The sequence below is a fragment of the Streptomyces sp. NBC_01241 genome, from assembly GCF_041435435.1.
Lineage (GTDB): Bacteria > Actinomycetota > Actinomycetes > Streptomycetales > Streptomycetaceae > Streptomyces.
The window spans coordinates 3,008,693-3,021,221 of record NZ_CP108494.1; the positions used below are offsets into that span (position 1 = coordinate 3,008,693).

A 12,529-nucleotide genomic window follows, 5' to 3' on the forward strand; every position below is an offset into this window, starting at 1 on the left:
CGATCAATCGCGGGCAAACCGGATCAGCGGGCGACTGGCCCATGCGGGGCGAACGCGGGGCGCGGAGGGGTCGGGCGCTGGAACGGCCGACGCACCAGCCTCTATGCTTCACCAGGCCTTCCCGCGTGGTTTCCGCCTCCCACAGCGGCGCTCCGCGCGGCGGGCCAGTCCGGCCACACCTGTTCAGGACAGAACTGCACGGCGGGAGCGAACGGTGAGCGGAACCTCCGAAGGGGCGAGGCCCGCGGCGGTCACATCCCCCCACTCCGCAGGGCCGTCGGCCACGGAGTGTCACCCTCCGTGGTCCGCTGCCGGGGCCCGGGGATCGGAGCCGCACGGCTATCGGGCCGCTTTCCGGGCCGCCACGCTCCCGATGGCCGTCGTCGACCACGAGGGACTGGTCCTCGCCGCCAACGACGCGCTCGGCGGGCTCCTCGGCTTCTCCGCCGCGGCACTGACCACGCAGTCGGCGGCCGATCTCCTCGACCTCGCGGCGGACGGCCGCACCTGGCACGCGTACCGCGAGGTGCTGCACGGCCGGCGCTCACGGTTCTGCTGCACCCGCAGGCTCAAGCACCCCGACGGGCGCGCGCTGTGGGCGGAGATCACCGTCGTGCCGATGCCCGAACCGGAGGCGGGCCGGGCCGGCGCCCCGCGGCCCGGCACCGGCCGGGTGCTGCTCTCCGTCGCGGACGTCAGCGACCGGCGTGAGCTGCAGAAGCGGCTGCACCACCTCCAGATGCACGATCCGGTGACCCGGCTGCCCAACCGGGTGTTGTTCTTCGAACGGCTCTCGGCCGTCCTGGAGACCCCGCCGTACGAGGACGGCAGTGTCGGCGGAGGGGGCCGGATCGGGCTCTGCTATCTCGATCTCGACGGTTTCAAGGCCGTCAACGACACGATGGGCCACCGGATCGGCGACCGGCTGCTCGCCGCCGTCGCCGCACGGCTCACCGACTGCGCCGCCCAGGACCGCCCACACCGTCCCGGCGCCCATCTCGTGGCGCGCCTGGGCGGCGACGAGTTCGCGATCCTGGTCGAGGACTCCGCCGGTACGCAAGCGCTCACCGACCTGGCTCGCGCGGTCCTCGCCGCGCTGCAGAAGCCCTTCGACCTGGACGGGCAGCGGCTCTCCGTCTCGGCCTCGATCGGGGTGGTGGAACGGGCCGTGGCCGACACCTCGGCGACCGGTCTGATGCAGGCCGCCGACACCACGCTGTACTGGGCGAAGGCGGACGGCAAGGCCCGCTGGACGGTCTTCGACCCGGAGCGCAACGCCCACCGGATGACCCGGCAGACGCTCTCCTCCCATCTGCGGCCCGCCGTCGAGCGCGGCGAGTTCACCATCGAGTACCAGCCGCTGGTCGGCATGGCCGACGGAGTCGTACGCGGGGTGGAGGCCCTGGTCCGCTGGAACCACCCCCAGTTCGGCCTGCTCTCACCGAATCGGTTCGTCGCGATCGCCGAGGAGGACGGCTCGATCGTCCAGCTCGGCCGGTGGGTGCTGCGGTCCGCGTGCCGCCAGGCCCGGCGCTGGCAGCTCGACCACCCGGCCGAGCCACCGCTGTTCATCAGCGTCAATGTCGCGGTCCGGCAGGTCTGGGACTCCGACCTGGTCACCGATGTCGCGGAGATCCTCGCCGAGACCGGCCTCGATCCCGCGCTGCTGCAGCTGGAGCTGACCGAGTCGGCGGTGATGGGCTCGGCGGGCCGCCCGCTCCAGGCCCTCCAGTCGCTCAGCGACATGGGCGTGCGGATCGCGATCGACGACTTCGGCACCGGCTACTCGAACCTCGCCTATCTCAGCCGGCTGCCCGTTTCCGTGCTGAAGCTGGACGGTTCGTTCGTACGCGGCTTCCGCTACGACGACGGCGACCGCCCGAGCCCCGCCGACGAGACGATCGTCGAGGCGATGGTGCACCTGGCGCACCGGCTGGGCCTGACCGTCACCGCGGAGTGCGTGGAGACCGCGGGCCAGGCCGAACGGCTGCGCAGGATCGGCTGCGACACCGGGCAGGGCTGGCTGTACTCGCGCGCGGTGGCCCCGGAACGGATCGCCGAACTGATCGGCGGCCGGAAGCTGAACCTCTGACCCCGGGATGCGCGGCCCGGGGTCGGAGGGCCGGGGCCGATGTCAGAGGTCACCCGACAGCCTCTCAGGCCGTGGGCAGCCCGTACGCGTCCGCGATCAGCTCGTAGCTGCGCAGCCGGGCCTCGCCGCCGTGGGCGTTGGCGGTGATCATCAGTTCGTCGGCGCCGGTGCGCTTGGCCAGGTCGTCGAGGCCCGTACGGACCTCGTCCGCCGTGCCGTGGACGATGTTGACCAGCCAGCTGTCGACGAACTCGCGCTCCATGGGGCTGAAGGTGTACGCCTCCGCCTCCTCGGGTGTCGGGACCAGGCCGGGCCGGCCGGTGCGCAGGCGGACCATGGACAGGGCGCCGGAGAGAACCTGGCGGCGGGCCTCGCGCTCGTCGTCGGCGGCCAGGGCCGAGACACCGATCAGGGCGTACGGGGCGTCGAGCACCGCGGACGGCCGGAACGACTCCCGGTACAGGTCGAGGGCCGGCACGGTGTTCTGGGCCGAGAAGTGGTGGGCGAAGGCGAACGGCAGCCCGAGCACGCCGGCCAGCCGGGCGCTGAAGCCGGAGGAGCCGAGCAGCCAGATCGGCGGCCGGGCCGCCGACTGGACGCCGCCCTCGGCGGTGGCCTGGACCGGGCCGGGGACCGCGTGGATACGGGCGTAGTGGTGGCCGTCGGGGAAGTCGTCGTCCAGGAACCGGGTCAGCTCGGCGAGCTGCTGCGGAAAGTCTTCGGCGCCTTCGCCCAGCCGGTCCGTGCGGCGCAGGGCGGCCGCCGTCGCACCGTCGGTGCCGGGGGCGCGCCCGAGGCCGAGGTCGATGCGGCCGGGGGCCATGGCCTCCAGGGTGCCGAACTGTTCGGCGATGACGAGCGGTGCGTGGTTGGGCAGCATCACGCCGCCGGAACCGAGCCGGATGCGCTCGGTGTGCGCGGCGAGGTGGGCCAGGATCACGGCCGGTGAGGAGGAGGCGACGCCCGGCATGGAGTGGTGTTCGGCGACCCAGTAGCGGTGGAATCCGCGGCGCTCGGCGAGCCGGGCGATGTCCACGCTCGTGCGCAGGGCCTGGGTGGCGGTGCGGCCCTGGCCCACGGTCACCAGGTCCAGCACGGAGAGCGGAACGGTGGCCGTCCCCTCCGCCTTGCCTCGGATCTCGTCGCCTCGGATCTCGTCGGCTCGAATCTCGTCCACGTCCTGGCCCTCTCCGGTGATGCGCATGCGTGCGGCTCATACGTCCGGAACAGCCCAACAGGAGGTGGTCTCCGGTTATTCCCCCCAGCGGCCGGGCCGGCCCTTCTTTCCGCTCCGCGCCCACGCCCGGCCCTCGCCCCATTGGGCTACCGGGGCCGGGGGTGCCTCGCGCTCGGCGAAGATCTTGCCGAGCCTCGGGGACCAGGCCCGGCGGTCCGCCAGCCGCAGTCCTTCCCGGACCGTCACCTGGTTTCCGGTGAGGACCGGCTTGCCGAGGAGTTCCTCCAGCTCCGCCAGGTGCGTGACGGTGTGCAGGGCCGTGTCGGGCAGCAGCATCACTTCCGCCTCCGGGCGGTCCGCGGCCCGGACGAGTTCCCGCACCTCGTCCGGGCCCCAGGCGGCGGCCTCGGCGGCGGAGCCCAGGCGGGCGGCGTGGGTGGCGACGACCTCGATCCCCGCGGAGTGCAGGAAGGCGGTGAACAGTGCGGCGATGCCCTCGGGATAGGTCGCGGCGACCGCGACGCGGGTGGCGTCCAGCTCCCGCACCGCATGGACGAAGCCGAACGAGGTGCTGGAGGCGGGCACCCCGGCCGCCCGGGCCAGGGCGGCGGTCTGTTCGTGGGCGCCCTTCCACCCGTACAGGAAACTGCCGCTGCCGCTCGTCCAGACGACGGACTCGACACCGGCGCGTTGCAGCTCCGGTACCCCGGCGGCCAGCCGTTCGGGCACACCGCTGCGCGTCAGCGTGTCGATCTCGTAGACGTCCTCGTCGACGGCGGTGTGGTTCACGACCAGCCTGACGGCGTCGAGCAGGGTCTCCATCCGCGGGAAGTCGTCCTCCGCGAAGTGGCGGCCCGGGTAGAGAAAGCCGAGGGTCGTCATGTCCACCCTTCCTGTTCCTGCGGATGCCCTGTTCCTACTGATGCCCTGTTCCTACGGATGCCCCGCGTCCTGCGGACGCCCGTTTCACCCCGTTCCTCCCCAGTATTGCCCCATACGTCGCCGCTTCCACGGCGACCTGTTGACGAAGGCGGGCACGGGTGCGAGCGTGGTCGGGTCGCACATCTCAGACGCAGCGGAGCACCCGTCTCTCATGCCAGAGCCCACCCTGCTCGTCCTGGACACCGACCCGTCGCCGCGTCTCGGCCGGCTGACCGGCCGGGCCACCGTGCGGTACACCGACGAGGCCGGGCTCGCCGCGCGGCTCCCCGCAGCCGACGTGCTGCTGGTGTGGGACTTCACCTCCGACGCGGTACGGGCCGCCTGGCCCGGTGCCGGGCCGCGCCCGGCTTGGGTGCATACGGCGAGCGCGGGCGTGGACCGGCTGCTCTGCCCGGAGCTGGCGGCCTCCGACACGGTGGTGACCAACGCGCGGGGCATCTTCGAGCGGCCGATCGCCGAGTACGTGACGGGCCTGGTGCTGGCGTTCGCCAAGGATCTCCCCGGCACGCTGGAGCTCCAGCACCGGCGGCTGTGGCGCCACCGGGAGAGCGCCCAGGTGGCGGGCAGCCGCGCGGTGGTCGTGGGCGCGGGCCCGATCGGGCGGGAGATCACCCGGCTGCTGATCGCCCTCGGCGTCCAAGTGGCGCTCGTGGGGCGCAGGGCGCGGCGCACCGTCCACGGCGTGGCGGATCTGGACCGGCTGGCCGCCATGGCGGACTGGGTGATCTGCGCGGCGCCGCTGACGGAGTCGACCCGTGCCATGTTCGACGCGCGATTCTTCGGGCTGATGCAGCCGTCGGCCCGCTTCATCAACGTGGGGCGCGGTCCGCTGGTCGTCGAGGACGATCTGGTCGCCGCACTGCGCAAGCGCTGGATCGCGGGCGCGGCACTCGACGTATTCGAGCAGGAGCCGCTCGGGCCGCAGAGCCCGCTCTGGGACGTACCGGATCTGATCGTGTCACCGCACATGAGCGGCGACACGGCGGGTTGGCGGGACCGGCTGGGCGAGCAGTTCGTGGAGATGTTCGAACTCTGGGCAGCCGGGGCTCCGTTGCCGAACGTGGTGGACATACAGCGCGGCTACGCCCCTGCCCGGGGGCCGGGCGGCTGATCTCAACACGCCAGGAAAGAGGGTCACTTCATCCCCTCGTGCCGGATTTCTCGACATAACGCTCGATCATCTGCCGTTCGGTGCAGGGACATACGCACCGCGCATCCGTCGTCGCACTCCGCCCGCAATCGGACACGGGAAGGTCACCTTCCGGCCACTGTTCGGTCACAGGGAGCCGCTTCCTGCATAGACGTACGGGATCGGGCAGGCGCTCCCCCTGTCCGGACTGTTCGACCCCTCCAGGAGATTGCGAACCATGGCTGACTTCCCGAACCTGTCCCGCCGGGGCTTTCTCAACCGATCGGCGGCCGTGGGTGGCCTGCTCGTCGTTCCCGGGCTGCTCTCCGCGTGCAGCAGGACCGACGCCGGTTCCACGGATGGTGCGGGGGCGCTCGACAAGCTCCGCAAGCAGGGCTTCGTCCGGGTCGCGTACGCCAACGAGGCCCCGTACGGCTATCTGGAGGGCAAGCAGCTCAAGGGCGAGGCGCCCACCCTGCACCGGGAGATCTTCAAGGCGCTCGGCGTCGACGAACTGAAGCCCACGCTCTCCGAGTGGGACGGCCTGATCCCCGGGCTGCAGGCCGGAAAGTACGACGTGGTCAGCGCCGGCATGGCCATCACGCCGGAGCGCTGCGCGAACGCCCTCTTCTCCGAGCCCGAGTTCATCTCGCCCACCGCGCTGATGGTGAAGAAGGGCAACCCGAAGAAGGTCACCGACCTGGCGTCCGCGAAGGCCGCCGGGATCACCGTCGGCGTGATGTCGGGCGCCGTCGAGGGCGCGTACGCCGAAGGCGCGGGCATCCCCAAGGACAAGATCAAGACACTGCAGAAGCCGCAGGACGGCGCCGACGCGGTCAAGGGCGGCCGGGTCGACGCGTTCCTGCTCACCGGCATCTCGCTGCGCTGGCTGGCGAAGACGAACCCCGACACCGAGGTCACCGAGGCCTTCCTGCCGGAGCTCGACGGCACGAAGCAGTACAGCCCCGGCGGCGCCGTCTTCCGCAAGGGCAACGAGGACCTGCGGGACGCCTTCAACCGCGAGCTGAAGAAGATCGTCTCGGACCAGTCGCGCTATGTGGGCCTGCTCCAGGAGTACGGCTTCGGGGCCACCGAGCTCCCGCCGGCCACCCTGAAGACGGCCGACCTGTGCAAGGGCTGACGAGGACGGACGCACCGCATGAGTGATTTCTTCTCCGCCTTCTTCGACAATCTGCCGCAAGTGCGCGCGGGGCTGTGGGTGACCCTCCAGGCCACCGTCCTCGGCGCGCTGCTCGCCCTGCTCCTGTCGTTCGTCCTCGGCCTGATGTCGGTCAGCCGGCTGCTGGTGGCGCGTGGCGTGTCACGCGTGGTCGTGGAGTTCTTCCGCGGCACCTCGCTCTACATCCAGCTGTTCTGGCTCTACTACGCGATGCCGCCGCTGACGGGGTACGAACTGACGCCGCTGCTCTGCGGTGTCGTCGCCTTCGGTCTCAACTACGGCGCGTACGGCGCGGAGGTGGTGCGCGGCGCGGTCAACTCCGTACCGCGCGCCCAGTACGAGGCGGCCGTCGCGCTGAACATGACGCCGCTGCACCGGATGCGGAAGGTGATCCTTCCGCAGGCCTGGGTGCAGATGATCCCGTCCTTCACCAATCTGCTGATCCAGCTGCTGAAGTGCACCCCGCTGCTGTGGCTGATCTCCGCGGCCGACCTGATGACCGTGATCCAGCAGCTGCGCGACCGTACCGGCGAGACGCTCACCGCGTACGTGACCCTGCTGGTCCTCTACTTCGTCCTGGCCTACGCGCTGACCCTGCTGATGAATCTCCTGGAGCGCGGTGCCAAGCGGCGCCTCGGCCTGGCGACCGGCGCGGGCTCGCTGCTGCGCAGCCGCAGCGCCACGGAGGCCGTCGCGTCGGCGGCCGGAGGTGGTGTCCGGTGAACGGCTTCGACTGGAACGCCGCCGGGGACGTACTGCCCCTGGTGCTCAAGGGGTTCGAGGTCACGCTGCTCGCGACCGTGCTCGGCACGCTCGTCGCCGCGGTGCTCGGGCTCGCCATCGCGGTCGCCGGGCGGGCCCCGAGCAGGTGCGTGACGGTGCCGGTGCGGGCCGTGATGGAGTTCATCCGGTCCACCCCGCTGCTCGTCCAACTGGTCGGCGCGGCAGCCCTGTTCACCTCCGTGGAACCCCTGGTGATCGGCATCGTGGTGCTGGGCGTCCACTACGCGACGTACACCTCCGAGGTGTACCGCGCCGGGATCGACAGTGTGCCGAAGGGCCAGTGGGAGGCATGCCGGGCGCTCTCGCTCACCCCGCGGCGGACCTGGCAGGCGGTGATCCTGCCGCAGGCGGTGCGCAATGTGCTGCCCGCCCTCGGCAACTACGCGATCTCGATGTTCAAGGAGACCCCGTTCCTCGCCGTGATCACGGTGCAGGAGATGGTCTTCGAGGCCCGGCAGTACGGCGCCGCCCACTTCGCGTACACCGAGGCTTTCACGCTCGCCGGACTGGTCTTCCTGGTCGCGAGCTACCCCACCTCGCTGCTGATGAGAAAGCTGGAGAAGCGCCTTGGCCACTGAACCCCTCCCCCTCCAGAAGACCGCGCCCACGGCCCCCGCGGACGCCGTGCCGGCCGCCGTCGCGGCGACCGGCCATCCGCTGGTGCGCTTCGACGACGTCGTGAAGCGGTACGGCGACCACGTCGTCCTCGACCGGCTGGGCTTCTCCGTACGGCGCGGCGAGCACGTCACCCTGATCGGGCCCAGCGGCTCGGGCAAGACCACCATCCTGCGGCTGCTGATGACCCTCGAAAGGGTCAGCGACGGGGTCATCTGGGTGGACGGCGACCCGCTGTCCCACACCAGGGGACCCGACGGCTCGCTGAGGCCGGCGACCGAGAAGCATCTGCGCGAGGCCCGGAAGAAGATCGGCATGGTCTTCCAGCAGTTCAACCTCTTCCCCAACATGAAGGTGCTGCAGAACATCACCGAGGCCCCGGTCAACGTGCTGGGGATGGACCGCGACGAGGCGGAGAGCCGCGCCCGCGAGCTGCTCGACCTGGTCGGGCTCTCGACGAAGATCGACGCGCACCCCTCCCAGCTCTCCGGCGGCCAGCAGCAGCGGGTGGCGATCGCCCGCGCGCTGGCGATGCGGCCGGAGATCCTGCTGCTCGACGAGGTGACGTCGGCGCTCGACCCGGAGCTGGTGGCGGGCGTGCTGGAACTGCTGAGCGACATCGCCAGGAACACCGACATCACCATGCTCTGCGTGACCCACGAGATGAACTTCGCCCGCGACGTCTCGGAGACGGTACTGATGTTCGATGCTGGCCGTGTGGTCGAGTCCGGTTCGCCGGAAAAAATCTTCTCCGATCCCGAGCACGAACGCACACGCGAATTCCTCACCGCGGTGCTGTGACCTCGGAACTCGCCGTAAGCCCATGCTCCTGGCATATGCCGGGCGAATGCGCTCCAGCTGACGGAACCGGGCCGCTCCGCTTTCTCTTCAACAGCCGCCCCGGGAAAGGGTCTTGGCGGCTATCGTGGGGGCAGAGCTTGCGGTCACAACCTGGTGGGGGAAACCGTGACGTTGAAGCCCGAACCGACCGCACCGTTCCACTCGGTGCAGTACGCCCTTCGCGTTCTCGAAGCGGTCTCCGAACACGGCGACGGCGTGACGGACGCTCAGATCTCCCGGGAGACGGGGCTGCCTGTCGGGCATCTCACCTCCCTGCTGCTGACGCTGCGCCGCGAGGGGTACGTCGAGCAGATCGCCGACGGCGCGTACGTGATCGGCTCCTCGCTGCTGCTCCTCGGCTCCGGGGCGGCCCGCAGGCAGGCCCTGGAGACCAGGCTCCAGCAGTCGCTGGCGCAGCTGCGCGATTCGGTCGGCGCGGCGGTCTACATCAGCCGGTACGTCGACGGCGAGATCCGGGTCACGCAATACGCCGACGGCCCCCGCACCCCCGCGGTCAACGAGTGGGTGGACTTCCGGTCCTCCGCGCACGCCTCGGCGGTCGGCAAGTGCCTGCTGGCCCAGCTCGACCAGAACAGCCGCCGCGACCACCTCTCGCGCCACAAGACGGCCCGGCTCACCTCGCGGACGATCACCAACGAAAAGGTGCTCTTCTCCAAGCTGGACAGCCAGCCGGCGACGGTCCCGGTGCTCGACATCCAGGAGTACGCGGTCGGCACGGTGTGCGCGGCGGTGCCGCTGACCGCCGGGGCGTCGGCGGGGTGCCTGGCGCTGTCCCTGCCGATCGAGGACGCCCATCGCCTGCGCACGGCGGCGGACACACTGAACCGGCGGGCGGCTCCCGTGCTCTTGTCGCTGGCGCTCTAGGGGGGTGCCGATCGGCGAGGTCCACCGGGGTGCCCCCGGGGACAGCTCTGTCCTCAATCGCCGGACGGGAGGTTGCCGGACGGGCTTGAGGTTGCCGGACGGGCAACTTGAAGTTGCCCGATGTGCCCCGTTTGTTCGGCTGTCACCAGCACCCCTCCGGAGCGGGTATTATTTTCGAGTCAGCAGGCGCCGCTAGCTCAGTTGGTTAGAGCAGCTGACTCTTAATCAGCGGGTCCGGGGTTCGAGTCCCTGGCGGCGCACAGACAACGCACTGGGCGGTTCACGTACACACGTGAACCGCCCAGTGCGTTTTTTGCTGACCATCGAGATGTACGAACGTTTTACACATCCGTACTAGACAAGCGTTTTACACGCTCGTACATTTCCAGGTATGACGAACGCTACGCGCACCACCGCCGAGCGCGGCCCCCTCGCCGGTCGCCGGGAATGGACCGCCTTCGTGGTCCTGCTGCTTCCCCTCCTCCTCGTCTCGATGGACGTCTCCGTCCTCTTCTTCGCGATCCCGTCCATCGACCGGGACCTCGCACCCAGCGCCACCCAGCAGCTCTGGATCTTCGACGTGTATGCCTTCGCCCTGGCCGGCCTGCTCATCACGATGGGCTCGCTCGGCGACCGGATCGGCCGCCGGAAGCTGCTGCTCCTCGGCGCGTTCGCGTTCAGTGCCGCGTCCGTCGCCGCCGCGTACTCCACCAGCCCCGAGATGCTGATCGCGGCCCGCGCGCTGCTCGGGATCGGCGGTGCGACGCTGATGCCGTCGACGATGGGGCTCGTGCGCAACATGTTCCGCGACGAGCGACAGCGCGGCCGGGCCATCGGCATCTGGTCGGGCGCCATGGCCGGCGGGATCGCGCTCGGCTCGGTGCTCAGCGGGGTCATGCTGGAACACTTCTGGTGGGGCTCGGTCTTCCTGATCAATGTGCCGGCCATGGTGCTGCTGCTGGTCCTGGTGCCGGTGCTGGTACCGGAGTTCAAGGACCCGAACCCCGGCCGGTTCGACTTCCTGAGCGTGCCGCTGTCGATGGGCGCCGTGCTGCCCGTCGTCTACGGGGTCAAGGAGAGCGCCGCACACGGGCTCGATGTGCGGAACGCGCTGATCATCGCCGCCGGGCTCGTCGTCGGCCGGTTCTTCGTCCGCCGCCAGCGCGGCCACAAGGACGCGATGATCAGCCGGGAGCTCTTCCGCAACAGCGGCTTCGCGGCCGGGATCGGGCTGAACGCGCTGGCCACGTTCGCCATGATGGGGTCCTCGTTCTTCACCACGCAGTATCTGCAGTCGGTGCTCGGCATGGGCACGATGGAGGCCGCGCTGTGGAGCCTGGCCCCCTCACTGGCGGTGGGTGCCGCCGCTCCGGCGGCCACGGCGATCGCCCAGCGGACCGACCGTACGCGCGTCATCGGCGCCGGTTTCGTCATCGCCGCCGCCGGTTTCGCGATCCTCGCCCTGACGGGTACGGACTCGCTGTGGCTGCTGCTCGGCGGCTGCGCCGTGATGAGCTGCGGCATCGTCACGGTGATGGCGCTCGTCTCGGACCTGGCGCTGTCCACCGCCCCGCCGGAGAAGGCGAGTTCGGCGGCCTCGCTGCTGGAGACCGGGCAGGAGTTCGGCGGTGCGATGGGAATGGCCCTGCTCGGTGCGGTGGCCACGGCCGTCTTCACCGCCGACATGCCGGGCTCCGCGCCGGAGGAAGCCCGCAAGACGCTGGCGGGCGCGGTGGCCACGGGGGACGGCTCACTGATCTCGATCGGGCGGGAGGCCTTCGTGCACAGCATGCGGTACGCCTCGGTGGCGGGGGCCGCGCTGTTGCTGGCGGGCGCGGTGCTGGCCGTCACGCTGCTGCGACGGCGGACCGCGGCGGCGGACCCGGACGAACTGACCCTGACGAGCTAGTGCCGCGACCGGCAAGCTTTGACTCCACGGAGGTCCGCCGGGTGGCACGGCCGGCGGCTTCGAGGTGTCCTTCGGTCTGGGCGCCGGGCCGGCCGAAGCGCTCGGAGCGGGCCTGCTCATCTCGCTCTGCGTCACCTGGGGCCGGCCGGGCTGGTACCTCGCAGGAGCGCTGTTCAGCTTGACCGGCCTGGCGGCACCACTCGCGGCCCCCTGGGCACACCGTGCGCCGGGGACGGCGGCCCCGGCCGGGGCCGCCGTCGCTCGACCGGAGTGCACGCGAGGGGCACTGCCTGACGGACTACGCGTCAGAACTGCACGTCGGAGCAGGCGTAGAAGGCGTTCGCCGTGTCCGCGATGGTCCAGACGCTCAGGATGATGTGCTTCCCGGTCTTCTGGGTGGGGATGGTGCCCTGCTGAGTCAGGGTCGCCGGGGGCTGCTGGCCGCCGTACGGCACCGTCATGAAGGGCTGCGACTCCAGGTCGGCCCTGGTGAGCGGCTTGGTGGGGTCCCAGCCGTCCTTGGTGATGTAGTAGCGGAAGTCCGTCGTCGCGTGACGGGCGGTGAACTGCCACCGGAAGCTGAAGCCCTGACCGGCCGTCACCTTGGTGGCGGGCCAGCTGCCGCCGCGCGGGTCGTCGAGCTGGGCGAACTCGCCGTGCCCGCCGGAGCAGATCCTGCCGTCGGCCGGGCCCGCCGCCGGGAAGCCCTTCGGGCCCTCGACGCTCTGCGGCTCCCACTGGATGTTGCCGCAGTTCGTCACCGTGCCGTTGGCACAGAGCTTCTGGCGGCTGATGGGGTTGTCGGTGTAGCCATGGCTGCCGGCACTGCTCGTCGCGAGCACCGAGGCGCCCGCTATCGCCAGGCCGACTACGGCCGCGCTTGCCCTTTTACGCATTGCTGTCGCTCCTCAAGAACGTGGGGGAGGATTCATGAGCCCTGCTGCGCGCGCATCCTGCGGTCTAGACCAAGCCTTAGA

At 70.6% G+C, this 12,529-nt stretch carries 11 protein-coding genes and 1 tRNA gene; 9 read left to right on the forward strand and 3 right to left on the reverse strand.

Annotated features, from left to right (window positions below; translation table 11 throughout):
* The first annotated feature begins 214 nt into the window (after positions 1–214).
* Positions 215–2,092, forward strand: coding sequence for a putative bifunctional diguanylate cyclase/phosphodiesterase (locus OG306_RS13095; RefSeq protein ID WP_266746356.1), 1,878 nt, complete (start codon positions 215–217; stop codon positions 2,090–2,092).
* A 64-nt stretch (positions 2,093–2,156) separates the two neighbouring features.
* On the opposite strand, the gene OG306_RS13100 is transcribed toward OG306_RS13095, so the two are convergent.
* Together OG306_RS13100 and OG306_RS13105 are read right to left on the reverse strand one after the other, a co-directional pair.
* Complete coding sequence (locus OG306_RS13100) at positions 2,157–3,269, reverse strand: LLM class flavin-dependent oxidoreductase (RefSeq protein WP_371666231.1); 1,113 nt, start codon at positions 3,267–3,269, stop codon at positions 2,157–2,159.
* A 75-nt stretch (positions 3,270–3,344) separates the two neighbouring features.
* On the reverse strand, positions 3,345–4,151 hold the full coding sequence (locus tag OG306_RS13105) for a maleate cis-trans isomerase family protein (protein ID WP_266906640.1): 807 nt from the start codon (positions 4,149–4,151) through the stop codon (positions 3,345–3,347).
* Between the two features lie 211 nt (positions 4,152–4,362).
* Here OG306_RS13105 and OG306_RS13110 point away from each other — a divergent pair, with 211 nt between their 5' ends.
* The 8 genes from OG306_RS13110 to OG306_RS13145 all read left to right on the forward strand — a co-directional run bounded on the left by OG306_RS13110 (position 4,363) and on the right by OG306_RS13145 (position 11,552).
* Positions 4,363–5,322, forward strand: coding sequence for a D-2-hydroxyacid dehydrogenase (locus OG306_RS13110; RefSeq protein WP_266746359.1), 960 nt, complete (start codon positions 4,363–4,365; stop codon positions 5,320–5,322).
* Between the two features lie 256 nt (positions 5,323–5,578).
* A complete protein-coding gene (gene ehuB / locus OG306_RS13115) occupies positions 5,579–6,481 on the forward strand; it encodes an ectoine/hydroxyectoine ABC transporter substrate-binding protein EhuB (RefSeq protein ID WP_266746360.1) in 903 nt (300 codons plus the stop codon).
* 18 nt (positions 6,482–6,499) lie between these two features.
* The gene (ehuC, locus tag OG306_RS13120) at positions 6,500–7,243 is read left to right on the forward strand and encodes an ectoine/hydroxyectoine ABC transporter permease subunit EhuC (protein WP_266906636.1); all 744 of its coding nucleotides are present in this window, start codon (positions 6,500–6,502) and stop codon (positions 7,241–7,243) included.
* Positions 7,240–7,881 carry an ectoine/hydroxyectoine ABC transporter permease subunit EhuD gene (gene ehuD, locus OG306_RS13125; protein WP_327349809.1) on the forward strand — a complete coding sequence of 214 codons (642 nt, stop codon included), beginning with the start codon at positions 7,240–7,242 and terminating at the stop codon, positions 7,879–7,881. The genes ehuC and ehuD overlap by 4 nt, the downstream gene beginning before the upstream one ends.
* Entirely contained in the window at positions 7,871–8,719 is an 849-nt protein-coding gene (ehuA, locus tag OG306_RS13130; RefSeq protein ID WP_266746363.1) for an ectoine/hydroxyectoine ABC transporter ATP-binding protein EhuA, read from the forward strand. The genes ehuD and ehuA overlap by 11 nt, the downstream gene beginning before the upstream one ends.
* A gap of 165 nt (positions 8,720–8,884) precedes the next feature.
* On the forward strand, positions 8,885–9,643 hold the full coding sequence (locus OG306_RS13135; protein WP_266746364.1) for an IclR family transcriptional regulator domain-containing protein: 759 nt from the start codon (positions 8,885–8,887) through the stop codon (positions 9,641–9,643).
* A 186-nt stretch (positions 9,644–9,829) separates the two neighbouring features.
* Positions 9,830–9,903, forward strand: a tRNA-Lys gene (locus OG306_RS13140).
* Between the two features lie 131 nt (positions 9,904–10,034).
* A complete protein-coding gene (locus OG306_RS13145; protein ID WP_266746365.1) occupies positions 10,035–11,552 on the forward strand; it encodes an MFS transporter in 1,518 nt (505 codons plus the stop codon).
* A gap of 305 nt (positions 11,553–11,857) precedes the next feature.
* On the opposite strand, the gene OG306_RS13150 is transcribed toward OG306_RS13145, so the two are convergent.
* Positions 11,858–12,448, reverse strand: coding sequence for a lytic polysaccharide monooxygenase auxiliary activity family 9 protein (locus OG306_RS13150; RefSeq protein WP_266746366.1), 591 nt, complete (start codon positions 12,446–12,448; stop codon positions 11,858–11,860).
* Positions 12,449–12,529: the final 81 nt, after the last annotated feature.

Excerpts from the sequence above, each read along its gene's own strand:
- OG306_RS13110 (WP_266746359.1), top strand. The coding sequence starts at position 4,363 with ATGCCAGAGCCCACCCTGCTCGTCCTGGACACCGACCCGTCGCCGCGT.
- ehuB (WP_266746360.1), top strand. The coding sequence starts at position 5,579 with ATGGCTGACTTCCCGAACCTGTCCCGCCGGGGCTTTCTCAACCGATCG.
- OG306_RS13150 (WP_266746366.1), bottom strand. The coding sequence starts at position 12,448 with ATGCGTAAAAGGGCAAGCGCGGCCGTAGTCGGCCTGGCGATAGCGGGC.
- ehuC (WP_266906636.1), top strand. The coding sequence starts at position 6,500 with ATGAGTGATTTCTTCTCCGCCTTCTTCGACAATCTGCCGCAAGTGCGC.
- OG306_RS13145 (WP_266746365.1), top strand. The coding sequence starts at position 10,035 with ATGACGAACGCTACGCGCACCACCGCCGAGCGCGGCCCCCTCGCCGGT.
- OG306_RS13105 (WP_266906640.1), bottom strand. The coding sequence starts at position 4,151 with ATGACGACCCTCGGCTTTCTCTACCCGGGCCGCCACTTCGCGGAGGAC.